This window comes from Kitasatospora sp. NPDC101157 (assembly GCF_044768255.1).
In the GTDB taxonomy this organism is placed as follows: Bacteria; Actinomycetota; Actinomycetes; order Streptomycetales; family Streptomycetaceae; genus Kitasatospora.
This window is the reverse complement of the sequence record NZ_JBIWPL010000020.1, coordinates 63,672-86,022: the sequence shown is the minus strand read 5'-3', so window position 1 is coordinate 86,022 and position 22,351 is coordinate 63,672. Positions and strand designations below refer to the sequence as shown.

General features: G+C 73.8%; 22 protein-coding genes and 1 pseudogene. 7 read left to right on the top strand and 16 right to left on the bottom strand.

Features of this window, described 5'->3' with window-relative positions; genetic code table 11:
• Positions 1-54 precede the first annotated feature (54 nt).
• From ACIRVF_RS30965 to ACIRVF_RS30925, 9 genes are all read right to left on the bottom strand, one after another.
• Positions 55-888 carry an HAD family hydrolase gene (locus ACIRVF_RS30965; protein ID WP_402825066.1) on the bottom strand — a complete coding sequence of 278 codons (834 nt, stop codon included), beginning with the start codon at positions 886-888 and terminating at the stop codon, positions 55-57.
• Positions 885-2,159, bottom strand: coding sequence for a serine--tRNA ligase (gene serS, locus ACIRVF_RS30960; RefSeq protein ID WP_380413518.1), 1,275 nt, complete (start codon positions 2,157-2,159; stop codon positions 885-887). The genes ACIRVF_RS30965 and serS overlap by 4 nt, the downstream gene beginning before the upstream one ends.
• A gap of 529 nt (positions 2,160-2,688) precedes the next feature.
• Positions 2,689-3,624, bottom strand: coding sequence for a prephenate dehydratase (gene pheA / locus ACIRVF_RS30955; RefSeq protein WP_402825271.1), 936 nt, complete (start codon positions 3,622-3,624; stop codon positions 2,689-2,691).
• Between the two features lie 116 nt (positions 3,625-3,740).
• Positions 3,741-5,066: an iron uptake transporter deferrochelatase/peroxidase subunit gene (gene efeB, locus ACIRVF_RS30950; RefSeq protein WP_402825062.1), complete on the bottom strand. Its 1,326-nt coding sequence runs from the start codon at positions 5,064-5,066 to the stop codon at positions 3,741-3,743.
• Positions 5,063-7,156 (bottom strand): FixH family protein, encoded by a 2,094-nt coding sequence (locus ACIRVF_RS30945; protein WP_402825059.1) that lies wholly within the window; start codon positions 7,154-7,156, stop codon positions 5,063-5,065. Before ACIRVF_RS30945 ends, efeB begins: the two co-directional genes overlap by 4 nt.
• A 13-nt stretch (positions 7,157-7,169) precedes the next feature.
• Positions 7,170-7,703 carry a copper chaperone PCu(A)C gene (locus ACIRVF_RS30940; protein WP_402825056.1) on the bottom strand — a complete coding sequence of 178 codons (534 nt, stop codon included), beginning with the start codon at positions 7,701-7,703 and terminating at the stop codon, positions 7,170-7,172.
• A complete protein-coding gene (locus tag ACIRVF_RS30935) occupies positions 7,700-8,368 on the bottom strand; it encodes an SCO family protein (protein ID WP_402825053.1) in 669 nt (222 codons plus the stop codon). Before ACIRVF_RS30935 ends, ACIRVF_RS30940 begins: the two co-directional genes overlap by 4 nt.
• 95 nt (positions 8,369-8,463) lie before the next feature.
• On the bottom strand, positions 8,464-9,219 hold the full coding sequence (locus ACIRVF_RS30930) for a YcnI family protein (RefSeq protein ID WP_402825050.1): 756 nt from the start codon (positions 9,217-9,219) through the stop codon (positions 8,464-8,466).
• 198 nt (positions 9,220-9,417) lie between these two features.
• The gene (locus ACIRVF_RS30925; protein WP_402825047.1) at positions 9,418-10,221 is read right to left on the bottom strand and encodes a hypothetical protein; all 804 of its coding nucleotides are present in this window, start codon (positions 10,219-10,221) and stop codon (positions 9,418-9,420) included.
• A 229-nt stretch (positions 10,222-10,450) separates the two neighbouring features.
• On the opposite strand from ACIRVF_RS30925, the gene ACIRVF_RS30920 reads away from it, so the two are divergent.
• Entirely contained in the window at positions 10,451-11,077 is a 627-nt protein-coding gene (locus tag ACIRVF_RS30920) for an ATP-binding protein (RefSeq protein ID WP_402825044.1), read from the top strand.
• Between the two features lie 126 nt (positions 11,078-11,203).
• Here the strand turns inward: ACIRVF_RS30920 and ACIRVF_RS30915 are convergent, their stop codons facing one another.
• Together ACIRVF_RS30915 and ACIRVF_RS30910 are read right to left on the bottom strand one after the other, a co-directional pair.
• A complete protein-coding gene (locus ACIRVF_RS30915) occupies positions 11,204-11,878 on the bottom strand; it encodes an LPXTG cell wall anchor domain-containing protein (RefSeq protein ID WP_402825041.1) in 675 nt (224 codons plus the stop codon).
• 99 nt (positions 11,879-11,977) lie between these two features.
• Positions 11,978-12,928 (bottom strand): LAETG motif-containing sortase-dependent surface protein, encoded by a 951-nt coding sequence (locus ACIRVF_RS30910; RefSeq protein ID WP_402825038.1) that lies wholly within the window; start codon positions 12,926-12,928, stop codon positions 11,978-11,980.
• 254 nt (positions 12,929-13,182) lie between these two features.
• Between ACIRVF_RS30910 and ACIRVF_RS30905 the strand changes: the two genes are divergently transcribed.
• Positions 13,183-13,413: a hypothetical protein gene (locus ACIRVF_RS30905; protein ID WP_402825035.1), complete on the top strand. Its 231-nt coding sequence runs from the start codon at positions 13,183-13,185 to the stop codon at positions 13,411-13,413.
• A 25-nt stretch (positions 13,414-13,438) separates the two neighbouring features.
• Positions 13,439-14,740 (top strand): amidase, encoded by a 1,302-nt coding sequence (locus ACIRVF_RS30900; protein ID WP_402825032.1) that lies wholly within the window; start codon positions 13,439-13,441, stop codon positions 14,738-14,740.
• Positions 14,741-14,757: 17 nt separating this feature from the next.
• On the opposite strand, the gene ACIRVF_RS30895 is transcribed toward ACIRVF_RS30900, so the two are convergent.
• A complete protein-coding gene (locus ACIRVF_RS30895; RefSeq protein ID WP_402825029.1) occupies positions 14,758-15,402 on the bottom strand; it encodes a TetR/AcrR family transcriptional regulator in 645 nt (214 codons plus the stop codon).
• A 143-nt stretch (positions 15,403-15,545) separates the two neighbouring features.
• Here ACIRVF_RS30895 and ACIRVF_RS30890 point away from each other — a divergent pair, with 143 nt between their 5' ends.
• Both ACIRVF_RS30890 and ACIRVF_RS30885 read left to right on the top strand, forming a co-directional pair.
• Positions 15,546-16,412 carry an alpha/beta hydrolase gene (locus ACIRVF_RS30890; RefSeq protein ID WP_402825026.1) on the top strand — a complete coding sequence of 289 codons (867 nt, stop codon included), beginning with the start codon at positions 15,546-15,548 and terminating at the stop codon, positions 16,410-16,412.
• Complete coding sequence (locus tag ACIRVF_RS30885) at positions 16,409-17,017, top strand: TIGR03086 family metal-binding protein (protein WP_402825023.1); 609 nt, start codon at positions 16,409-16,411, stop codon at positions 17,015-17,017. The genes ACIRVF_RS30890 and ACIRVF_RS30885 overlap by 4 nt, the downstream gene beginning before the upstream one ends.
• 70 nt (positions 17,018-17,087) lie before the next feature.
• Here the strand turns inward: ACIRVF_RS30885 and ACIRVF_RS30880 are convergent, their stop codons facing one another.
• Complete coding sequence (locus ACIRVF_RS30880; protein ID WP_402825020.1) at positions 17,088-17,210, bottom strand: hypothetical protein; 123 nt, start codon at positions 17,208-17,210, stop codon at positions 17,088-17,090.
• Between the two features lie 200 nt (positions 17,211-17,410).
• Here ACIRVF_RS30880 and ACIRVF_RS30875 point away from each other — a divergent pair, with 200 nt between their 5' ends.
• On the top strand, positions 17,411-18,232 hold the full coding sequence (locus ACIRVF_RS30875) for an integrase (protein ID WP_402825017.1): 822 nt from the start codon (positions 17,411-17,413) through the stop codon (positions 18,230-18,232).
• Positions 18,233-18,266: 34 nt separating this feature from the next.
• On the opposite strand, the gene ACIRVF_RS30870 is transcribed toward ACIRVF_RS30875, so the two are convergent.
• Together ACIRVF_RS30870 and ACIRVF_RS30865 are read right to left on the bottom strand one after the other, a co-directional pair.
• Positions 18,267-18,635 (bottom strand): hypothetical protein, encoded by a 369-nt coding sequence (locus tag ACIRVF_RS30870; protein ID WP_402825014.1) that lies wholly within the window; start codon positions 18,633-18,635, stop codon positions 18,267-18,269.
• Between the two features lie 190 nt (positions 18,636-18,825).
• Positions 18,826-19,560 (bottom strand): annotated as a pseudogene (locus ACIRVF_RS30865) (pirin family protein); the annotation flags it as partial.
• A 35-nt stretch (positions 19,561-19,595) separates the two neighbouring features.
• On the opposite strand from ACIRVF_RS30865, the gene ACIRVF_RS30860 reads away from it, so the two are divergent.
• Positions 19,596-21,344 (top strand): recombinase family protein, encoded by a 1,749-nt coding sequence (locus ACIRVF_RS30860; RefSeq protein WP_402825011.1) that lies wholly within the window; start codon positions 19,596-19,598, stop codon positions 21,342-21,344.
• Positions 21,345-21,410: 66 nt separating this feature from the next.
• Here the strand turns inward: ACIRVF_RS30860 and ACIRVF_RS30855 are convergent, their stop codons facing one another.
• A complete protein-coding gene (locus ACIRVF_RS30855) occupies positions 21,411-22,250 on the bottom strand; it encodes a hypothetical protein (protein WP_402825008.1) in 840 nt (279 codons plus the stop codon).
• Positions 22,251-22,351 lie beyond the last annotated feature (101 nt).

Genomic DNA, 22,351 nt, shown 5'->3' with positions numbered 1-22,351 from the left:
CCGGTCATCCTACAACTGTCGCGGCTGTGCGTGGTCGTCGGCGGACGGCGTGTCCTACGCCCGGGGGAAGAGCCGCTCCAGGACGACGGCGACGCCGTCCTCGTCGTTGCCCGCGGTGACCTCGTCGGCGACGGCGAGCAGTTCCTCGTGGGCGCCGGCCATGGCCACGCCGTGCGCCGCCCAGCCGAACATCGGCACGTCGTTGGGCATGTCGCCGAAGGCGATGGTCTCGGCGGCGCGCACGCCCAGGCGGCGGGCGGCGACGGCCAGGCCGGTGGCCTTGGACAGGCCCAGCGGCAGCAGCTCCACCACGCCGGCCCCGGCCATCACCACGCCGACCAGGTCCCCGGCGGCGCGCCGGGCGGCCTCGGCGAGGGCGTCGTCGGTCAGCCCGGGGTGCTGGATGTAGAGCTTGGCGACCGGCGAGGCGAGCAGTTCCCCGCGCTCGACCCGGACGACCGGGAGGTCGGAGCCGATCAGCAGCTCGTAGCCGGGACCGGCCAGCACCTGCCCGTCCAGGCCGTCCTGGTTGGAGGCGATCGCCAGCGGGCCGGTCTCGGCCTCGATCTTCTCGATCGCGAGCGCGGCGAGCCGGCGGTCCAGGGTGAGCGAGGTGAGCAGCTTGTGCGCGCCCGCGTCGTAGACCTGGGCGCCCTGGCCGCAGACCGCTATCCCGGTGTAGCCGATCTCGTCGAAGACCGGGCGGGCCCAGACGGCCGAGCGCCCGGTGACGATGATGTGCAGCGCCCCCGCGCCGGTGGCCGTGGCCAGGGCGGCGCGGGTGCGCTCGGAGACGGTCTCCGCGCTGGTCAGCAGCGTGCCGTCGAGGTCGGTGGCGACCAGCCGGTAGGGCAGGTCGCCACCGATCGGGGATGCGGTCGAGGTCACTTGACCGGCTCTAGGACGGTCCGCCCGCCGAGGTAGGGCCGCAGCGCCTCGGGCACGACGACCGAGCCGTCGGCCTGCTGGTGGTTCTCCAGGATCGCCACGATGGTGCGCGGGACGGCGACCAGGGTGCCGTTCAGGGTGGCGAGCGGGCGGGTCCTGCCCTCCTCGCGCATCCGGATCGACAGGCGGCGGGCCTGGTACTCGGTGGTGTTGGAGGTCGAGGTGACCTCGCGGTACTTGCCCTGGGTGGGGATCCAGGCCTCGATGTCGAACTTGCGCGCGGCCGAGGAGCCGAGGTCGCCGGAGGCGACGTCGATCACCCGGTACGGCAGCTCCAGCGCGTTGAGGAAGTCCTTCTCCCACTGCAGCAGGCGGCGGTGCTCGTTCTCCGCGTCCTCGGGCGTGGTGAAGACGAACATCTCCACCTTCTCGAACTGGTGGACGCGGATGATGCCGCGGGTGTCCTTGCCGTAGGTGCCGGCCTCGCGGCGGAAGCAGGACGAGTAGCCGGCGTAGCGCAGCGGCAGCTTGTCGGCCTCGATGATCTCGTCCATGTGGTACGCCGCGAGCGGGACCTCGCTGGTGCCGACGAGGTACTTGTCCTCCTCGGGGAGGTGGTACACGTTCTCGGCGGCCTGGCCGAGGAAGCCGGTGCCGTCCATGGCGGCCGGGCGGACCAGGGCCGGGGTGATCATCGGGATGAAGCCGGCCGCGGTGGCCTGGGCGATCGCCATGTTGACCAGGGCGAGCTCCAGCAGCGCGCCGGGACCGGTCAGGTAGTAGGAGCGGGCGCCGGCGACCTTGGCGCCGCGCTCGGTGTCGATGGCGCCCAGCAGCTGGCCGAGCTCGACGTGGTCGCGCGGCTCGAAGCCCTCGGCGGCGAAGTCGCGCGGGGTGCCGATCTCCTCCAGGGTGACGAAGTCCTCCTCGCCGCCGACCGGGGCGGCCGGGTCGATGAGGTTCGCCAGGGAGCGGAGCAGGCGGTCCGCCTCCTCCTTGGCCGCGCTCTGCTCGGCGTCCGCGGCCTTGACCTCGGCGGCCAGTTCCTTGGTGCGCTGCAGCAGGGCGGTCTTCTCCTCGCCCTTGGCCTGGGCGACCTGCTTGCCGAGCACCCGCTGCTCGTTGCGCAGTTCGTCGAAGCGGCTGCCCGAGGACCGGCGTCGCTCGTCGGCGGAGAGGAGGGCGTCGACCACGTCGACGTCCTCGCCACGGACGCGCTGCGAGGCGCGCACTCGGTCAGGGTCCTCACGGAGCAGGCGAAGGTCAATCACAGGGCCAAGCGTACCGGGCGGGCGTTCCTCCACCGGTACCGGTTTTCCCCTGGGGATAACTCGCCGGAACCTGTGGATAACTCCTGTGGGGAATCCACCGGGCCCGGAGCGGAGGCGGGTTATCCACAGGCCGGAGGCCGGGGCTGTGGATGGCGGGGGAAGATCGGCTTCCGCTCGACGAAACCAGCGAATTGAGGTTTCAAACCTCAATGCACCTTCTCGGGTGAGGGAATTGAAGCACTCGCACGGGTGATTTGCAGGCAACCGGGTGACTCTGGTCCGATTAGTCATCTCTGCGCCGCAAACCGATGATCCGACCTGTTCTGGACTATGGCTATACCGGTTTGTCGACTCGCCCCCAGGCCTGTGGATAACTTTCGGCTGTGGACAGCGTGTGGACGGCGGGGAGGCCTGTGGACAGTGGCCCCCGGAGCCGGACGTTCCTGTGGATGACGGTACGGTCACCCGCCGCACTTGATCAGTCCGGTCGATAACGGTCGGAAAAGGTCGGAAAGACGCGAGAAGGCGCTCAGATGTCCCCGCGGCCGTCGAGTGCCCGGGAGAGCCAGTCCGCCGCCGCCGTGAAATCCTCGTCCGAGGTCCCCGGCCGCCGGTGCTTGGACACCTGCCGGTCGGCGCGCGGATAGGAGCCCAGGAACCGCACCTGCGGGCAGATCCGCTTGAGCCCCATCATCGCCTCGGCCACCCGCCGTTCCGACAGGTGCCCCTCGCAGTCGATCAGGAAGCAGTAGCTGCCCAGCCCCTCCCCGGTCGGCCGGGACTCGATCCGCATCAGGTTCACCCCGCGCACCGCGAACTCCTGCAGCAGCTCCAGCAGCGCACCCGGGTGGTCGTCCGGCAGCCAGACCACCATCGAGGTCTTGTCCGCCCCGGTCGGCGAGGAGACCCGCCCCGGCCGGCCGACCAGCACGAACCGGGTGGTCGCGCCCTGCGCGTCGGCGATCTCCTTGACCAGCGGGTCCAGCCCGTAGATCGGCGCCGCGAACTCGCCCGCGAACGCCCCGTCGTACCGGCCCTCGGCGACCAGCCGGGCGCCGTCCGCGTTGGAGGCCGCCGACTCCCAGGTGGCGTCCGGCAGGTTGGCGGCCAGCCACTTGCGCACCTGGGGCTGGGCCACCGGGTGGCTGGTCACCGTCTTCACCCCGGACAGCTCGGTGCCCGGCCGCACCAGCAGGGCGAAGGTGATCGGCAGCAGCACCTCGCGGTAGATCATCAGCGGTGCACCGGCGGCCAGTTCGTCGTTGGTCGCGGTGACCGCCCCCTCGACCGAGTTCTCGATCGGCACGAACGCCCCGGCGGCGTCCCCGCCGCGCACCGCGTCCAGCGCCAGCGCCACCGAGGACAGCGGTACCAGCTCCCGGGTCGCTGCCTCGGGCAGCGTGTGCAGCGCCGCCTCGGTGAAGGTGCCGGCCGGGCCGAGATAGGTGTAGCGGGTGGCCGACATGACGCCTCCGTTGCGGGTGGTGTGGTGCATGGGCGGGGTAGTGCCGAAGCAGTCACCATAACGATTCCGCGCTCCCGGCAGGAAAGCGTTCCAGTGGCCGGGACCGCGGCCGACGATCAGCCCTCCAGCAGCTGCTGTCCCAGGTAGCCTCCGGCCGGCACCCCCGGCGGGACGGCGTACAGCCCGCTCGCCTCGTGCCGCAGGAAGCGGGACAGCCCGTCCCCCCGGGAGAGCTTGCGCTGCACCGGGGTGAAGCCCCGGCGCGGGTCGGCCTGGAAGGCGAGGAAGAGCAGCCCGGCGTCCGGAGAGCCGTCCGGCAGCACCCCGTCGTGGTACGAGAAGCCGCGCCGCAGCATCGCCGCCCCGCCGTTGCCCGCCGGGGCGGCGACCCGGATGTGGGCGTCGGAGGGGATGGCCAGGCCGCCGTCCGGGCCCTGGGCGGAGAGGTCCACCGCGGTGCCCTCGCCCGACCCGGCCGGCGCGCTCAGCGGCGAGCCGTCCGACTTGCGCCGCCCGATCACCCTCTCCTGGCGGTCCACCGGCAGCTCCTCCCAGTGGTCCAGCAGCATCCGGATCCGCCGGAACACCAGGTACGAGCCCCCGGCCAGCCAGGCCGGCTGGTCCCCGCCGGGGGCGCAGAACACCTTGGCGGCGAAGCCCTCCTCGCCCGGCTTGGGGTTGTTGGTGCCGTCGATCTGGCCCATCAGGTTGCGGCCGGTCACCGGCCGCGCGGTCGCGCCCGGGGTGCGGGCGAAACCGGCCGACTGCCAGCGCAGCGCCGCCGTACCGGCCGCCAGCTTCTGCAGCGTCCGCAGGGCGTGCGCCGCCACCAGCGCGTCGTCGGCGCCGATCTGGACGAACAGGTCGCCCTCGCCGCGGGCCGGGTCCAGCGCGTCGCCGGGGAAGGCGGGCAGCGGTTCGAGGGCGGCCGGGCGCCGGTCGGCCAGCCCCGCCCGGTCGAACAGCGCGGCGCCGAAGCCGAGGGTGACGGTGAGCGAGCAGGGCCCGGCGTCCAGCGCGACCTGGTTGTCGAACTCCTCGGCCGGCTCCCCGGCGGTCAGCCGGTCGACGGCCTTCGTCCAGCGCTGTAGCAGGGTGCGCAGCCCGTTCCGGCCGGCGCCGTCGGCCAGGTCGAAGGCGGCCAGCCGGACCCCGGCCTGCTGGGGGTCGAGGATCCCTGCCTGGTGCTCGCCGCGGAACGGCACCCGGCCGGCACCGAGCGCGCCGCCGCCCGCCGCCCCGCCGCCCGCCACCGCGCCGTGCTCCGGGCGGCCGTAGGCCACCGCCCCGGCCACCCCGGCCCCGGCGCCGGCCAGCAGTCCGGCTCCGGCCGTGCCGAGCAGCGCCCGGCGGGTGAAGCCCGCCGGGCGGCCCGCCGCGTCATCTGCCGCCGCGTCCTCCGCCGCCGCGTCGTCCGCCACCGCGTCGTCCACCCCGCTCACCCGATCTTGAACTGCTGGGTCGGGGTGGTCTGGTCGATGTCGGAGGAGCGGATCTGCACCGAGACCACCCAGGTGCCGGCCAGCGGCAGCTGCGCGGTGCCGCTCCAGCGGCCGGTGCCCTTCGGGGTGAGCGCGACCGGCAGCGGGCCGAGGTCGCGGTCCGGCAGGGTGAAGGCGAGCTGCACCTCGGGGACGTCCACCGGCTTGCCGTCCGTGCCGTCCAGCGCGAGCGCGACCTCGTTCGGGCCGGTCGCGGCGGGGTTGAGGGTGACGGTCGCGGTGCCCTTGGCGTTCGGCGTCCGGCCCTTGGTGTCGTACGGCAGCTTGAGCTCCACCGTGCGGCCCGGCTCGGTCCTCGGGGAAGCGGGGGCCGCGGCCCCGGACCCGGCACCCGAGGTGGTCCCGGCCGCCCGGACCTCGCCCGCCACCCGTCCGGGCGGGGAGTTGGTGAGCATCGTGGTGACCACCAGCACCGCCACCGCGACCAGCGCCTCGACCAGCACCGAACGGCGCAGCCCGGCCCGGGTCGGGGTCAGCCCGCGCTCGCGCCCGGCACTCGCCGCGGCGGCCCGCTGACGCTCCAGCTGCGCCTGCCGCACCGGGTCCTCGCTGCGCACCGCGGCGGCGACCGGCTCGGGCACCTCGGCCCGTTCGACCTCGGCCGCCTCGGCCGGGGCCGAGCGCAGCCGGGCCAGCCAGCTGCGGGAGGTCCAGGCGACGCCCAGCATCACGACCACGCAGCCGCTCTTCACCAGCAGCAGCTTCCCGTACTCGGTGCCGGTCAGCGCGCCCCAGCCGCCGAGGCCCCGCCAGGACTGGTAGATCCCGGTGGCGGCCAGCACGGCCACCGAGCCGAAGGCGACCTTGGAGAAGCGGTCCACCACCTCGGCGCCGACGCCCTCGCGCAGCGCGACCAGCAGCGAGGCGAGGCCGCCCAGCCAGAGTGCCATCGCGATCAGGTGCAGGATGCCGAGCGGCAGGGCCAGCCAGACCTGGATGCCCACCGAGGCGTGGTCGGCGCCGACCCAGGTCGCGGAGAGCGCCACCGAGAGCACCAGCCCGGCCACGCCCAGGCCGAGCCGGGCCTCGCGCTGCGGGCGCTCGGCGGCCCGCTGCTCCAGCGCGTGGAGCTCGGCGGCCTCGGCGTCGGTGTCCTCGTCCTCCGCGGGAGTCGCGGGAGCCGCGGGAGCCGCGGGAGCCGCGGGGGCGGGCTTCGGCGGCTGCCCCAACTGGCCGACCAGCAGGGACAGGAAGATCCCGGCCGCGGCGAGCAGCAGCAGCCGGGCGGCCAGCGCGGTGCCGATCCGCTCGTCCAGGGTGGCGCGCACCAGCGACAGGTCGAGGGCCTGCCCGACGCCCGTGCCGCGCTCGTACGGGCCGCGCAGCATCAGCACCGCGACGGTGGAGACCAGCAGCGCCGTCCAGCCCGTCATCAGCAGCCGCTGCACCGGGCGCCGGGCGGCGCCGGCCGGCCAGCAGACCAGCACGAAGGCGGCGACCCCGGCGAGCAGCGCGAAGGCCGCGTAGGCGACGGTGCGCCCGGTCCCGTACAGGGCGGCGACCACGGTGTCCGCCTCGGCGCCCTGCAGCGCGGTGGTGGACACCGAGGTGTCCGAGGGCGCGCCGATGGAGAAGGTGAACGCCCCGCCGACGGGGTGGGAGTCCTCCGAGACCGCCCGCCAGGCGACCGTGTACGTGCCGTTGGCGAGCCCGCTGTTCAGGCCGACCCGGGCGGTGTCGCCCTTGCCGTCGGCGTGCGCCGGGTTGCCGGTGTCCACGGGCCTGCCGTCCGGGTCGAGCACCCGGACGGAGTCACTGGACAGTGAGACCGTCTCGCTGAAGGTCAGGGTCACGGCCTGCGGGGCGGTGGCGACCACCGAGTTCTGCGCCGGGTCCGTGGAGTCCAGGGTGGCGTGCGCGGAGGCCGGGCCGGCACCGGCGAGCATCAGCGCGAGCAGCGCGCCGAGCACGCCGAGCAGTCCGACGGCCCGGCGGCTCCGGTCGGACCGACGCCGGTCGATCCGGCGCCGGGTGCTCCCGGGGCGGGCGTCCCGGGGCCGGGCGCTCCGGGGGTGGGCGGCCTTCTCCATGCTGGCGGATCCCCTAACTCTGGCCTGGGCGGTAGGTGAGCTCCTTGACCGGCACCTTGACGGAGATGGTGCCGGACTTGGCGAAGGTCAGGTCGAGCTCCAGCTCGTCGCCCAGGGCGGGGGCCTTCTGCCAATCCATGATCATCAGGTGGGTGCCGCCGCGGGCGAGCTGCAGCGCGCCGTGCGCGGGCACGTCCAGGCTGTTCACCTGCTCCATGGTCGACGCGGTCGAGCGGTGGATCGTGACCGACCCGGCGGCCGGACTGGACACCTTGACCAGTTGGTCCGGCCCGCCGTCGTTGCGCACGGTCAGGTAGCCGGCGCCCATCCCGCCCGCCGGGGGCAGCGGGATGTAGGGGTCGGCCACGCTCAGCTTCGCCGGTCCGGCGCCGGCGGCCGCGGCGCCGTCCTGGCCGCCGGTGCCGCAGGCGGCGAGTATCGCCCCGCCGCCGAGGACCGTCGCCAGCACCGCCCCGGCCAGGGCCGAACGGCGGAAGCGGTGGTTGGCCGCCCCTCTCCCGTCGGTGGGCCCGCTGTGCTCACTCATGCCGCCACGCCCTTGGCGAGCAGCGGCAGGTCGTGCTCGTAGGTCTTCTCCTCGGTGCCGCTCATGTAGAGCACGTGCGCCCTGTCGTCCGAGGGGAGGAAGGCCAGCACCTGCGCGCCGTGGGTCGAGGTGACGGTGCCGTCCGCGTTGACCACCGGGTCCTCGATCATGATGCCGAGCGACCGGGCGGCGGTCTTCACCTTCGACAGGTCGCCGGTGAGGCCTATGAAGTCGGTGCCCATCGAGTCCAGCCAGGTGCGCAGCACCTTGGGGGTGTCGCGCTGCGGGTCGGTGGAGACGAAGACGACGTTGATCTTCTTCCGGTCCTCCGGGGACAGCGCCTTCATCGCGACGCCGATGTCGCCCATGGTGGTCGGGCAGACGTCCGGGCAGCTGGTGTAGCCGAAGAACAGCAGGGTGGCCCTGCCGTTGGTCTGCTGCCGCAGGTCGTAGGGCTGGCCGGAGGTGTCGGTCAGCTGGAGGTCGGGCTTCTCGAAGTTCTTCGCCAGCTTGGTGCCCTGGTACGGGCTGTCGTCCTTCTGCTGGGTGACCTTCGCGGCGGTCGAGCCGCCGCCGGAGGAGCCGCAGGCGGAGAGGGTGAGCGCGGCGGTCAGCGCGAGGGCGGCCGCGCCGACCAGGCGGGTGGTGCGGGTGGTACGGGGCATGGTGGATCCGATCGGGCGCAGGAGGACCACCGGCGGGGCCGTACCGGTCCACGGGTACGGCCGCGGGTGCCGGTACGGCCCCGCCGGTGCGGGTGTCAGGAGGCGGAGCCGCTGTTCTTGCGGCGCAGGCCGAGCACGCCGACGGCGGTGCCGATCACGCCGACCACGATGCCGATTACGCCGAGGGTGCGGGCGGTGGTGTCGCTGGACTTGGCGTCGCCGCTGGAGGCGGTCTGGTCCGAGCTGTCCCCGTGGGCACCGGCGGCGGGCGAGGCGGTGGCGGTGACGCCGTGGCCGTCACCGGAGGCGGCCTTGGTGAGCTTCAGGGTGGGCGCCGGGTGGGCCGGCTCGGGCTGGCCGGCCTGGGCCTCGTCGATCCAGCGGACGACGTCGCCGTTGTCGTAGGTCTGCAGGGCCTTGAAGACCATGCTGTCGGCGTCGGTCGGCAGCGGGCCGAGCGACAGCCTGAACTCCCCGAACTGGCCCGGGGCGATCTTGGTGTTCGGGTCGGCGGTCCAGGTGATCTTGGAGACGGCCTCGTTGACGTCGTTCCCGTGCACCTTGATCGGCTTGTCGAGCTTGGCCTTCTCGACGGTCGCGGTCCAGCCCGGCATCGGCAGGGTCCGGACCGAGGCCAGCGGGTGGTCCAGCGGCAGGTTGACCTCCAGCTTCACCGTGCTCGCCGTGTCGCTCTCGTCCGGCACCTGGAAGTTGACCGTCGCGTAGCCGCCCTGGGCGGCCGAGCCCGGGTTGACGGTGACGTGCGCGAAGGCCGGGGCGGCCAGCGCCACCACGGAGGCGGCGGCGGTCAGGGCGACGGCGGCGATGCGGCGGGTGGGGAGGGAACGCATGATGGGGGTCTCCGATCGGAGCTCGGCGGTCGGCCGGACCGGGCGACGGGGGAACCGTGCCTCGGCGGCGCCGCACGTGCGGACGTATGAGGGCAGGGCCGGGGGCCGCCGTCGCCGTGGGCGGACGGGAACGGCCCGGACACCGCGCACCTCACCGGCTCGTCCGCCCCCGTTCGACGGGTACGGCGGAACACCGGGTCAGTACGCGAAGGCCCCGCGCGGCGGACCGCGCCGCACCACGCTGTGCCGCAGCACCGCACTCGCGGGCAGCCGGCCGTCGCCGCCGCCCGCACCGAACCGGCGGGCCGGACCGGCCACGCCGAACAGACCGCGCAGCAGCGCGGCCACCAGCACCAGCGCCGAGCGCAGCGGCGCCGCCCAGTGCTCCCGGGCCGCCGACGCGGCCACCCGCACCAGCCGCCACAGCGCCGCCTCGCCGCGCCGCAGCCACCAGCCCGCCACCAGCGCGGCGGCCAGGTGCCCGGCCAGCATCGACGGCGTCATCCCCAGCACGCCGCCTTGCCACCACGGCACGGCGGCGTACGCGTGCGGATCCAGGCCCGCCGAGGAGACCAGCTGCTCCGGGGAGGGGTTGCCCGGCAGACCGATCAGGGTGCCCGGCCGGGCCTCGTTGCAGATCAGCCGGCCGGCCGCCTGAGGCACGGACATCGAGCCGCCCATGCCGCCGGAACCGTGGCCGCCGAAGCCGTGGAACAGGCAGTGCAGGCCGAGCTGCCCCGCGCCGAGCGCCCCGGCGATGGCCGCCAGCGAACGCTCCCGCCCGCCGCACGCCACCGCGAACGCCAGCACCGCGGCGAAGCCCGTGGCCAGCGCGGTCGGCGGCACGGTCCCGCCACCGGCCAGGGCGTGCCCGGCCGCCGCTATCAGCGTGCAGACCAGTGCGAACGGGACCGCCCGGGCAAGCCGCAGGTCCCAGGCGGCACCCACCGGCCGAGCCGGCGCAGGGGTGCCCCGGAACGGGGCGGCGGGGAGGGCAGTCATGGCCGGGACATCATCTCATCGCGTACACCGCCGACACGGGCAGGGTGGGAAATCCCTACGAATGCCCCGTTCGGCGGCGGCGTGCACCCCACCCCGTGCGCCCTTCGGCACAGACCCCGTCGCCAGTCCATCCGCCGAACGGGCGGTAGCCGCCCCCGGGCACGGTTCGCCGCCGATTCGCCCGGAGATACCTAGTTGTATGTGGAGCCGCAGCCAGGAGGGACCTCCCGTGGACATCTGGTGGACTCTGCACCTCAAGCGCGACCCGGCCAGCGTGCCGCTGGCCCGGCGCATCCTGCTCGGTGCCATGGCGACCGCGGGCGTCGACCCGCAGATCGCCGACGACCTCGGCGTCGCCCTCACCGAGGCCTGCGCCAACGCCGTCGAGCACGGCGCGACCGGCCGGCCCGACGACGGCTTCCAGGTCACCGCCTCGATCAACGGCGACCGGCTCCGGATCGAGGTCACCGACTCCGGCCCCGGCCTGCCCGCCGCGAGCGCCCCGCCCGCCGTCCGCCGCCCGGCCGCCCCGGCCCCGGTCGGCCACGCGCCCCGCCGCCACCGCCGCGGCCGTGCCACTGTCCCGGCCCGGGTGCTCACCGCCCACCGGCCCCGCCGCGACGGCCACCCGTACGACACCCACGTCCTCCCCTGCCGCCCCCCGGCCCCCACCCTCCGCCCGGTCGACCTCGACACGCTCCCCGACCTCACCGCCGAATCCGGCCGCGGCCTCTTCCTCATCCACGCCCTCACCGACCACGTCCAGCTCCGCAACCACCCCCTCCGGGGGGCCATCGTGAGCTTCGACAAGATCCTCAAGTGGCGGGACGACGCCCTGCTGAGGGCGGCTTCGTAGGGCTGGTGGTCGCGCCCGGGTCGGGCCTCCTGGCCGGACGCAGCGCGTGCCGCGCGGGGTGGCGGTGGCGGGTGAGAGGGAGCCGCGGCGTCGGGGGAGCCCCCATCGGCCGGGCGGTGCCCTGGGTCAGTCGGCGAGGGAGCGGCGGCGGGTCAGGAGGAGGAGGGCGGTGCCGAGGAGGAGGGCGGTGGTGCCGGCGACGGCGAGGGGGCGGGTGGCGGTGCCGGCGCCGGTGTCGGCGAGGTGGGTGGGGGCCGGGAGGTGGTCGGCGGGGGTGAGAGGGGCCGTGTGGGTGGCGGTGAGCTGGGGGCAGGTGTACTTCTTCGCCGGGGCGGAGCCGCTCGGGAGGGGCTCGGACTTGGCGGTGAAGGTGAGGCGGTGGTCGCCGTGCGGCGCTCCGGCGGCGAGCCGCACGGTGAGGGTGAGCCGCTGGCCCTGGGGGAGCTGGTAGCTGCCGGTGTTGACCGGGGTGCCGGTGACGGTGAGGGCCTTCCAGGCGCCGGACCCCGCGCGCAGTTCGACCGGGAGGCTGCCGCCGTCCGCGAGGGCGACGGTGGTGGCGAGCTGCTTGACCGTCGTGGTGCCGGGGTTGGTGAAGGTGACGGAGAGTTCGCCCGCGGCGTCGCTGCTGCTGGTGACCGGTATCGGGTCGGCGGTCGTGCCCTCCGGGCAGTCGCCGGTGGCAGTGGAGGAAGCGGTGGGGGTGGCGTCGGCGGCGAGCGCGGGGGCCGTGGCGAGGGCGACCGGACCGATGGTGAGCACGAGCAGGGTGCAGGCGGCGGGAAGGCGGGCGGGACGCATCGGGGGGCTCCAGCGGTGGGGTCGGGGTTCGCTCTCCGGGGGAAGACCACCGAGGGGCCCGAACGGTTGTCCGCGCCCCTCGGTTCATCTGGCGGAGGGTCAGCCGTGCGCGCCCGCCTTGCGGCGGCGCAGGACGAACAGGGTGCCGGCGCCGGCGGCCAGTACGGCCGCGCCGCCGAGGGCGATCGGCAGGGTGTTGGAGGAGGCGCCGGTGTGCGCCAGCTCCGGACCGGCCGAGGCGGACGCCGAGGCCGTGGCGGCGGGCGCCGGGGCGGCGGTGGTGGTGGTGGCCGGGGCGGAGGGTGAGGGCGTACCGGTGGTGACCGGGGTGCCGTCGACGACCTTGAACGGCGCAGCGATGCGGTAGTCGCCGCTGAATCCGCTGCAGCTGCCCTCCGGGCCCTGTCGCACGCCCGGAACGTCCTTGCTGAGGAAGGACTCGGAGGCGCCGTCGAGCTGGGCGAAGTAGTTGGTGCTCACCGCCTTGCCGGTGGCGGCCAGGCGCACCTGGAGGGTGAGCTTCTCGCCCTTGGCGAGCTTGAACGTGCCGAGGTCGGCACGGATGTAGCTCATGTTGTTCTCGATGGCGCCCTGGGCGACGGGCTTCCAGTCGGCGCCGGGGAGCTTCACCTGGACGGTGAAGGCGTCCTTGCCCCAGACGGGCTGGTTGGGCGCGCCTTCTTCGGCGATGTCGGTGACGAAGAAGTGGGTGCTGAACTTCTTGAAGTCGACCGGGGAGTTGTTCTCGAAGGTCACGGTCGCTTCCTGCGCGGCGCCGCCCCTGGTCAGGGTGACGCCGGACAGGCCGCTGCCGGTGGCCTTGAGGTTCTCCAGGTGGTAGCCGCCCGGGCAGGGCCCGCTGGGGGAGGGCATCGGCGGGGTCGGCACGTGGGTCGGCACGGTGGTGGGGCCGCCGGTGGGGGTGCTCGGGGCGGTGGTGGCGGACGGGGTCGCGGGGACCCCGACGGCGCCCGCGGTGGCGGCGCCGGCGGTGGCGCCGAAGGTGAGGGCGGCCAGGGCTGCACTGGCCAGGAGGCGGGAAGAGCGCACGATCGGTGCTCCAGCTATGAGGAAGGTTGTGTGGGCGACGCGGGCCCGGGCGCGGGGCGCAGGGCGGGTCGCGATCGCGCACCCTATCGAGCCCTGGCAGCCGGATTCCGCCGGGGTCGGAGCGGTTCCACCGGCGCCGGTGCGCGCCTTGTGTCGTTGGTGCACGGGGGATTCCGTGCCCGGTCTCCGGAAGGCCCGCGGGTACGCGGGCGCCCCGGTTGCCGGGGGTGCCGGGCGGTCGGACGATGGGGGGCATGATGCACCAGATGCGAGCCGAGTACGGGGCCGACGGGGAGGCCGGCGGGGTCCGGTTGTGGCACATGGTCCGGGGCGGGCAGAGCGTGGCGATGTGCGGTCGGGAGCTCGATCCGGGGGCGCGGGTGCGTGAGGCGGTGGACTGGGGAAAGACTCCGGAGCTGTGCTGCCACACCTGTGGGGCGTACTTCCTGCGCGAGACTCCGTACCTGTCGGCCGAACACCAGTGAGCGGCCGGGCGCTACGGTGCGCGGTATGGACGAACCCCTGGTGCGGCCGCGGTCGTTGACCCGCGAGGCCGCCGGGCTGCGGGCCGGTGTGCCCGGGCTGTCCGAGCACGTCGAGCGCTTCTGCGCGCTGGTCGACCGGGTGGATCCGCTGCTGCACTCCTTCGTGGCGGAGCCCGGGCGGCACGACCGACTGCAGGCGCGGGCACGGGAGTTGGCCGCGCGGTACCCGGAGCCGGCCGGGCGGCCGCCGCTGTACGGGGTGCTGGTGGGGGTCAAGGACATCGTGCACGTGGACGGGCTGCCCACGCACGGTGGCTCCGCCCTGCCACCGGGGGTGCTGGCGGGCCCGCAGGCCGTGGTGGTGGACCGCCTGCTGGCGGCCGGGGCGATGGTGGCGGGCAAGACGGTGACCGCCGAGTTCGCCGCGAGCGCCCCGGGCCCGACCCGCAATCCGCACCACCCGGGGCACACCCCGGGCGGTTCCAGCAGCGGGTCGGCGGCGGCGGTCGCGGCCGGGCTGGTGCCGTTGGCGATCGGCACCCAGACGGTCGGTTCGGTGATCCGCCCGGCCGCGTACTGCGGGGTGGTGGGCTTCCGGCCGACGTGGGGGCGGATCCCGATCGACGGGGTGGTCCCGAACGCGCCGAGCCTCGACACCCTGGGCGTGTTCACCTCCGACCTGGCGGACGCCGCGCTGGCGGCCCCGCTGCTGTGCGACGGCTGGCGGGAGGTCGAGCCCGGCCCGGAGCCGGTGCTCGGGGTGCCGGAGGGCCCGTACCTGGAGCGGGCCGAACCGGCCGCGCTGCGCGCCTTCGAGGAACAGGTGGCGCGGTTGGAGCGGGCCGGGCCGGCGGTACGCAGGGTGCCGCTGTTTCCCGACTTCGCCGAGATCACCCGGCAGTTGCAGACCGTCAACCGGTTCGAGCTGGCCCGCAGTCACGCCGACTGGTTCGCCCGGTTCGGCGGCCTGTACCGGCCGGAGACGGTGGCGAGCATCCGGATCGGCCAGGGGGTCGCGGCGGAGGACCGCGAGGCCGCGCTGGAGTTCCGGGAGCGGCTGCGCGAGTGGGTGGCCGGAGCCACCACGGCGGCCGGGGTGGACCTGTGGCTGGCGCCCTCGGCGCCGGGCGGCGCGCCGGAGGGGCTGCACGGCACCGGGGACGCGGTGATGTCGCTGCCGTGGAGCTACCTCGGGCTGCCCGCGCTGACCCTGCCCGCCGGGCGGACCCCGGACGGGCTGCCGCTGGGCCTCCAGGTGGTCGGAGCGGCGGGGGAGGACGAACGGCTGCTCGCCCGAGCCGCCGTGCTGGAGGGGTTGTTGGCGTAGGGCCTGCCCTGCCCCGGCTAGGGGGCGAGCGCCGGGTCGGCCGGGTCGGTGGCCTCGGCGCGCAGCAGGCGCAGCAGGAGGCGGCCGGCCCGCTGGTAGGGGATGTCCTCCTCGTGCAGCACGGCCTGCGAGTTGGCCGTCTCCAGGACCGCGATCAGTGCGAAGGCGAGGTCGCCGAGGTCGGTGTCGGGGCGCAGGGTGCCGGCCGTGAGGGCGTCGGTGAGGGCTTCGACGATCGTTCCGTGCCACTCCCGGGCGCTGCCGGCCAGGGCGTCCCGGACGGCGCCGGGCCGGGCGTCGAACTCTGCGGTGACCTCGTAGAAGAAGCAGCCGCCGGGGAAGACCCGGGCCCGTGAGTAGGCGAGCCAGTTCTCGCAGAGCGCGCGGGTCCTGGCGAGGCCGGGCGGGGTGTCGGCGGCCGGGACGACGACGGCGTCGGCGAAGATCCGGCGGGCGGCGCGGACGGTGGCGAGCTGCAGTTCCTCCTTGGAGCCGAAGCCGGCGAACACGCCGCTCTTGCTGAGTCCGAGGTCGGTGGCGAGGCGGCCGATCGACAGTGCGTCCAGGCCTTCGACGGAGGCGATCGCGACGGCGCGGCGCAGGACGGCACGGCGGGTCTCCTCGCCGCGCAGGACCCGTCCGTCGGTGGTCGGTCCGGCCATCGTGCGCCCTCGTTCCCTCTCGCGGTGGATGCGGCCCAGGGTAGTGGCAGGCCCGCTGGAGGACTTAAAAACTGAACGAACGATCGTGCTAATATCTGCCCGAGCACGGCAAGGCCAGGGAGCGCAGAGAGCAGGGAGACCCGATGGACCCGGCCCAGGCACTGATCCGCACCACCCTCAACTCCACCGCCCGGATCGCCCCCGGCCTGGCCGGACGGGCGGCCTTCGAGCTGTTCCGGCGCCCGCTGCGGCGCAGCCGGGTCCGCCCCGCCGAGCGGGAGGTGCACCGGCAGGCGGCTCGCGAACCGCTGACCGTGCGCGGCAGGTCCGTGGTCGGCTACCGCTGGGGCAGCGGCGAGCGGCCCGTGCTGCTGCTGCACGGCTGGCGCTCCCGGGCCTCCCGCTTCGCGCCCTTCGTCCCCCGGCTGCGCGCCCTCGGCCTCAGCGTGGTCGCCTTCGACGCGCCGGGCCACGGCGACTCCGGCGGCCGCAGCACCAGCGTGCTGGAGTACCGCGAGCTCGCGCTCCGGCTCCAGGACCGGTACGGGCCGTTCGAGGCGGTGATCGCGCACTCGCTGGGCGTCTGCGCGGCCTTCGGCGCGCTGGGCGACGGGCTGCGGGCGGGCCGCCTGGCGGCCGTGTCGGGGGTGTCCGAGGTCGGCTTCTTCCCGGCCGCCTTCTGCGCCGGGCTCGGTCTGGACGCCACCGTCGAGCGGGCGCTGCGGGAGCGGATCGAGCAGGGTCTGTTCGCCGGGGACGCCGGGGCCTGGGACCGCTACGACGCGGCGGGCCGGGCCGGGGAGATCGGGCTGCCGATCCTGGTGCTGCACGACGAGGGCGACGGCGTGGTGCCGCTCGGCCAGGCGCACCGGCTGGAGCGGGCGTACGGGGACCAACTGGACCTGGTGGTCACCCGAGGGCTCGGCCACCGCAGGATCATCGGCGAACCGGCCGTCGTGGATCAGGTGATCGGATTCATTTCCGCAGGACTGGGGGTCACTGCCGCATGAAGCTCGTCGAACTCCACGCACAGGCGATGGAACTGGCCGTCGAGGTGGTGGACGCCGTCCGGCCGGACCAGCTGGACCGACCCACCCCGTGCGCCGGGTGGACGCTGCGCCGGCTGCTGGAGCACTGCGTCGGCCAGCACCGGGGCTTCGCCGCGGCCGCCCGTGGCGCCGGGCCGGACCTGGTGCTGTTCGCGGACGCGACGCTCGGGACGGATCCGGCGGAGGACTTCCGCCGCACCGGCGCCGACCTCGTCGCCGCGTTCCGGGAGGCGGCCACCACCGACCGGGCGCTCTGGCTGCCCGAGATCCGCGACGGCGGGCCGTTCCCGCTCGCCCAGGCGGTCGGTTTCCACCTGGTGGACACCCTGGTGCACGGCTGGGACGCCGCCGCGGCGCTCGGTGCCGCGGACCGGCTGGTCACGGCGGTGGAGGACGACGACGACCTGGCCGCCGCGCTGCTGGCGGTGAGCGAGGCCGTCCCGAACACGCCGGAGGCGCGGGCGCCCGGCCGGGCCTTCCGCCCGGGCCTCGAAGCCGGCGGCGGCGCGGGCCGGTTCGACCGCGCCCTGGCGCTGCTGGGCCGCGACCGGGCCTGGAAGGCCTGAGCCACCGGCGCTTCCGGTTCTCGGCTACCGGCGCTTCCGGTCCTCGGCTACCGGCGCTTCCGGTCGTCGGCTACCGGCGCTTCTGGTTCTCGTCGGGGAAACGCGGCCCGCCGATCAGGTAGAACAGCGCGGCGGTCGGGAAGCCGAGCGCGGCGGCCACCAACACGATGAACTGCCAGAACATCGTCATCATCCGCTCCTCGTCAGTCCCGGGCCGTGGGGCCACCCGCAGGTGCCCCCAAACCCGGCCGGCCCTGATTGGCCGAATCGGCCGGTCGATATCCGACGGTATGGCCGAAACGCCCGCACTGCCACCGGGCCCGGTGTCCCGGCCCGCGCCACACCGGCGCACGGGTCTGGGCGCGGGCCGGGGGCGGCGGCCACACTGACGGGATGCAGCTACAGCTCGCAGGGGAAGCGCGGCGGCCCGACCGCGAGAGCGAGGACTTCGTGGCGGCCTCGCCGGAGGCACTGGTCCTGCTGGACGGCGCCAGTTCGCCGGCCGGCCTGGAGTCCGGGTGCCGGCACGGAACGGCCTGGTACGTCCGGCGCCTGGGCGTGCACCTGCTCGCCCGGCTCACCGACCGGGTGGACCGGTCGATCGCCGAGTGCCTGGCCGACGCCATCGCGGAGACGGCCGCGCTGCACGGCGGCCGCTGCGACCTCGGCCACGCCAACACGCCCGCGGCCATGGTGGTCGCGGCCCGGCGGCACGGCGACTCGCTGGAGTACCTGGTGCTCGGCGACTCGCTGCTGGTGCTGGAGTTCAAGGACGGCCCGCCCAGGGTGATCGGCGACAACCAGCGCTTCCCCGGCGGGGAGGGGCTGCGCCGCCAGGTCTGGGCGACCGTCCCCGGCTCGGCCGAGCGGGCCGCGCTGCACCTGGAGTACGCGCTGGCGGTGCGCGCCGCCCGCAACCGGGGCACCGGCCCGTGGATCGCCGCCGCCAGTCCGCGGGCGGCCGAGCACGCCGAGACCGGCTTCGTGCCGCTGGACCGGCTGCGCGCGCTGGCCGCCCTCACCGACGGCGCCTCGCGCTACACCGAGCGCTTCGGGCTGGGCAGTTGGGGCGACGTGCTGCGGCTGCTCGCGGAGTCCGGGCCGGGTGAGCTGATCGCCCAGGTCCGCGAGGTCGAGCGGGCCGACGCCACCTGCGAGCGCTGGCCGCGCGGCAAGACCCACGACGACGCCTCCGCCGTCTACGCGCTGCTGTAGGCGGCGGAGGCGTCGGCCGGCCGGGGCCGTCGGATCAGCGGTTCTGGCCCCAGACGAAGCTGGACGGGTCGCCGGCCTTCTGCACCCACGGCCGCACGTAGCGGGAGGGGTCGTCGCTGGTCGAGTAGCCGCCGCCGGTGATCTGGCCGACCCAGCCCTGGTCGCTGGTGTACGCGCCGGCCACGCAACCCTGGGTGCCGTTGCTCCAGTTGGTGAGGTCGTACTCCACGTACCAGTGCGAGTTGTAGTAGAAGTGCACGTAGATCGAGCAGGTGCCGGTGGTGTCGTAGACGGTGTACGAGCTGGTGTCGATGGCCGGTCGGGCCTGGGCCGCGGTGGCTCCGGTCAGGGCGATCAGCGGGGCTGTGACGAGCACGGCGAGCCGCCGGACGGTACGGCGCATGGCTGGGTTCCTCCCGTTGTGGTCTCGACCAATCTGGCCAGTGGTTCAGACCAATCGCATTATCCCGACGGGCGCGGAGCCGGTGTCAATACCCGTGCGGCAAGGGGGAGATGGGGCTCCGCCGGGCTTGTGGTGCGACGTGTGCGAAAGGGCCCGGACCGATGGTCCGGGCCCTTCGTGACGGAAGCGGTCAGCTGGCGTCGGTCGGGATGGTGCCGAGGCGGCCGGCCTGGAAGTCCTCCATGGCCTGCTGGAGCTCGCGGTGGCTGTTCATCACGAACGGGCCGTACCAGGCGACGGGTTCGCGGATCGGGAGGCCGCCGAGGAGGACGACCTCGAAGTTGTTGTCGCGGGAGTCCTGCTTCTCGTCGGCGCGCAGGGTGATGGAGTCGCCGTCGCCGAAGACGACGGCCTGGCCGCGGTGGAAGGGGCGGTGCTCGGTGCCGGCCGAGCCGTTGCCGGCCAGGCCGTAGGCGAGGGCGTTGAAGTCGGCGCGCCAGGGCAGGGTGATCTGGGCGCCGGGGTTGATCGAGGCGTGGATCATCGTGATCGGGGTGTGGGTCGCGCCCGGGCCCTGGTGGCCGTCGATCTCGCCGGCGATCACGCGGAGCAGGGCGCCGCCGTCCGCGGAGCTGAGCAGCTTGACGCTGCCGCCGCGGATGTCCTGGTACTTGGGGGCGATCATCTTGTCCGAGGCGGGCAGGTTGACCCACAGCTGGAGGCCGTGGAACAGGCCGCCGGACATCACCAGCGACTCCGGCGGGGTCTCGATGTGCAGCAGACCGGAGCCGGCCGTCATCCACTGGGTGTCGCCGTCGGTGATGACGCCGCCACCGCCGTGCGAGTCCTGGTGGATGAACGTTCCGTCAATGATGTAGGTGACGGTCTCGAAGCCGCGGTGCGGGTGCCAGGGGGTGCCCTTGGGTTATGTCAGTTAGGGGAGTAGTAACATCAGCACTCATGTCAGCACCAGCAGTGATCACCGGCTTGGACGTCCACGCGGGCGTCTACGCGCGCCAGTCCGACGCGCGCGAGAACGCCAGTGAAGCCTCCACCACGACCCAGCGCGAGCTGGGTACGGCTGAGGCCAAGCGCCGCAACGCCAAGTCGGTTGCCTACTACGAGGACCTCGGCATCTCGGCGTTCACCGGAGTCGAGCGTCCGCAGTTCGAGAAGCTGCTGCAGGACTGCCGGGCAGGCCGGATCAACCTGCTGGTCGTCTACTACGTCAGCCGCCTCTCGCGCCTCGACCCGCTCGACGCGATCCCGGTCGTCGTCGAGCTGCTGAACCTCGGCGTCACCATCGTCAGTGTCACCGAGGGCGAGTTCCGCAAGGGCAACCTGGTGGACCTGATCCACATGTTCATGCGGCTGGATCAGGCCCACAACGAGAGCAAGAACAAGAGCGTCGCCGTCCGGGGCGCCAAGGCCATGGCGCTCGACCTGGGCGGGTACATCGGAGGCAAAGCGCCGTACGGCTTCGAGTTGAAGGCCGAGACCAGGCTCACGGCGGACGGCCGACCGATCGTCATCCAGACCCTCGTGCACGCCACCAACGAGCCAGGGGTCATCCGTGACATCTGGGCGACGATCAAGAAGCACAAGGACGAGGTGTACGACCCCAAGCGGCGCCGCCACCCCGGTTCGCTGGGCGGGATCGTCAACAGCATGAACAACGAGGTCATTGTGCCCACGCGCGGTGCGACCTACGGCAAGAAGACGAAGGACAGCGCGTGGGACACCAAGACCCTCAAGCGCATCCTCAGGGACCCACGGATAGCCGGGTTCGCCGCCGTACCCGTCTACAAGGTCGGCGAGAACGGCAAGGCAACGAGCACGGTGGAGAGTTACCGCATCCTCCGTGACCCCGAGACGATGCTTCCGCTCCAGATCTACGAGGCGATCATCCCGCCCGTGGAGTGGTACGAACTGCAGGAGTGGCTTGACTCGCGAGGCCGCGGGAAGGGGCTCTCGCGGGGTGAGTCGCTGCTGTCCGCGATGGAGGTCCTGTACTGCGAGTGCGGATCCGTGAAGACCTCCCACGCCGACAGCGCCAAGGCGGTCAAGCGGTCGTACCGGTGCCGCCGGCGCAAGATGCTGCCCGGCCAGCACGCCGGAGAGTGCACCGTCAGCCAGGCGGCGCTGGACGACCACGTGGCACGGAGCATCTTCGAGCTGCTGAGGGAGGTCGAGGACGACCACGAGGCCCTGGCGGTTCTCGCCGAGGCGACGCGCAGGTTCGGTGTCGCCACCGAGTCGCCGGAGCGTTCGCGGGAACGCGCGACCCTTGTCGCGGAGCGCGCGGATGCGGTGAGGGCACTTGAGGAGCTCTACGACGACCGCAAGGCGGGCGGTTTCCGAGGAGACATCGGCCGGCGGAGGTTCGTCACGGAAGAGGCCGCGCTCCTGCACCTCCTGGAGGCGGCCGAGGCGAGGATCGCCGTGCTGGAGGAGGCGGCGACACCGGTGATCCCCATCGCCGAGTGGCTGCCCGAGGACCCGACGGCCGACCCCATCGGCCCGGGTTCGTGGTGGGAGAGCGCCCCCCTCGCCGAGCGCAGGAAGTTCGTCAAGCTGTTCGTGGACCGGATCACGGTGTTCAAGGCCCCGGAGCGCGGGGGCCGTTTGCCGGTGCACCAGCGGGTGAAGATCGAGTTCGCCAAGCGCCGGGAGGCGGACGACGACGGCGGGGGACAGCGCGCGCTGTGACGGGCACCGACATGTGAAAGCGGCCCCGGACAAGGATGTCCGGGGCCGCCTCTGCGATACGGGCCGCTAGCTCCAGGGGCCGAGGACCGTCAGCGTCGGCTTTCGGTACGAGACCTCGACGCCACCGCCCACCGTGACCGTGACGAGCTCAAGTGCCAGTTCACAGAGCGCTTCCCCCGCGATACCGGCGAGCTGGGTGCGGGTCTTGACCGCTGCGTCGGCGAGGAGCCGAGAGGGCGAACTGAACTCGAACCGTCCGAGGTCGTAGCGCCCCGCCAGTCGGAAGACCACGGTGGTCGCAGGCTGTGGAGCCCGCAGTTTCTTCGCCAGCGCCGCCCGTTCCTCGGAGGACTCGGGGCAGCCACACGGAGTCCCCTGGACCTCGGTCGGCGAGAGGAACAGGACGCCGTCACAGTGGTGGACGAGTCCCTTCGGCCCCCACAGCCGAAGCTCCGTCGTGACGGAGTCCGCGCCGTCGAGGACGACACGAACCGCAGGCGAACCGGTCACTACCCCCTGGGTCCAGTCGTCGGCCGTTGCGCCGCCGAGGAGTTGGGAGATCGCGGCAGCAGTCTCCGAGGTGGTGGCGGAGACCCGCCAGTTGGGCAGCGACTCAGGGCGGTTGTCGATTCGGCGGCCGGTGTGGAAGCGGCCCACGACTGCGTCGCTGGGCGCGAAGACCGCCAGCGCCACCGAGGGGTCGACCCGCTTGCGCTTGTCCTTGCCGTCGGCGGACTCCCGCTCGCGCAGCGCTGTGAGCGAGCCGTCGATCGCGCGGCTGGAACGGGGGAAGCTGGTAGTGGCCAGTGCTGACCGAGCCGCCGTCGCTGGGGCCTGAATGGCCTTCAGGTAGGTGGCAGCAGAGCAGGCGTCCGGCTGGGCAGCGCGGAGAGACAGCTGGGGCATGTGGCTCCTCTTGCGGTGGCCGGCGGGCTGCAACCCGGGCTACCGCATGGCGACATCGTGGATGGGCGGTTGGGGGAGATGGCGGCTCCCGACCGGGAGCG

Coding starts and splice junctions, on each gene's coding strand:
- ACIRVF_RS30915 (WP_402825041.1), bottom strand. CDS start 11,878: ATGCGTCCCGCCCGCCTTCCCGCCGCCTGCACCCTGCTCGTGCTCACC.
- ACIRVF_RS30935 (WP_402825053.1), bottom strand. CDS start 8,368: ATGCCCCGTACCACCCGCACCACCCGCCTGGTCGGCGCGGCCGCCCTC.
- ACIRVF_RS30885 (WP_402825023.1), top strand. CDS start 16,409: ATGAAGCTCGTCGAACTCCACGCACAGGCGATGGAACTGGCCGTCGAG.
- ACIRVF_RS30860 (WP_402825011.1), top strand. CDS start 19,596: ATGTCAGCACCAGCAGTGATCACCGGCTTGGACGTCCACGCGGGCGTC.
- ACIRVF_RS30875 (WP_402825017.1), top strand. CDS start 17,411: ATGCAGCTACAGCTCGCAGGGGAAGCGCGGCGGCCCGACCGCGAGAGC.
- ACIRVF_RS30855 (WP_402825008.1), bottom strand. CDS start 22,250: ATGCCCCAGCTGTCTCTCCGCGCTGCCCAGCCGGACGCCTGCTCTGCT.
- ACIRVF_RS30925 (WP_402825047.1), bottom strand. CDS start 10,221: ATGACTGCCCTCCCCGCCGCCCCGTTCCGGGGCACCCCTGCGCCGGCT.
- ACIRVF_RS30905 (WP_402825035.1), top strand. CDS start 13,183: ATGATGCACCAGATGCGAGCCGAGTACGGGGCCGACGGGGAGGCCGGC.
- ACIRVF_RS30930 (WP_402825050.1), bottom strand. CDS start 9,219: ATGCGTTCCCTCCCCACCCGCCGCATCGCCGCCGTCGCCCTGACCGCC.
- pheA (WP_402825271.1), bottom strand. CDS start 3,624: ATGTCGGCCACCCGCTACACCTATCTCGGCCCGGCCGGCACCTTCACC.
- ACIRVF_RS30945 (WP_402825059.1), bottom strand. CDS start 7,156: ATGGAGAAGGCCGCCCACCCCCGGAGCGCCCGGCCCCGGGACGCCCGC.
- ACIRVF_RS30890 (WP_402825026.1), top strand. CDS start 15,546: ATGGACCCGGCCCAGGCACTGATCCGCACCACCCTCAACTCCACCGCC.
- ACIRVF_RS30870 (WP_402825014.1), bottom strand. CDS start 18,635: ATGCGCCGTACCGTCCGGCGGCTCGCCGTGCTCGTCACAGCCCCGCTG.
- ACIRVF_RS30880 (WP_402825020.1), bottom strand. CDS start 17,210: ATGATGACGATGTTCTGGCAGTTCATCGTGTTGGTGGCCGCCGCGCTC.
- ACIRVF_RS30940 (WP_402825056.1), bottom strand. CDS start 7,703: ATGAGTGAGCACAGCGGGCCCACCGACGGGAGAGGGGCGGCCAACCAC.
- ACIRVF_RS30900 (WP_402825032.1), top strand. CDS start 13,439: ATGGACGAACCCCTGGTGCGGCCGCGGTCGTTGACCCGCGAGGCCGCC.
- ACIRVF_RS30895 (WP_402825029.1), bottom strand. CDS start 15,402: ATGGCCGGACCGACCACCGACGGACGGGTCCTGCGCGGCGAGGAGACC.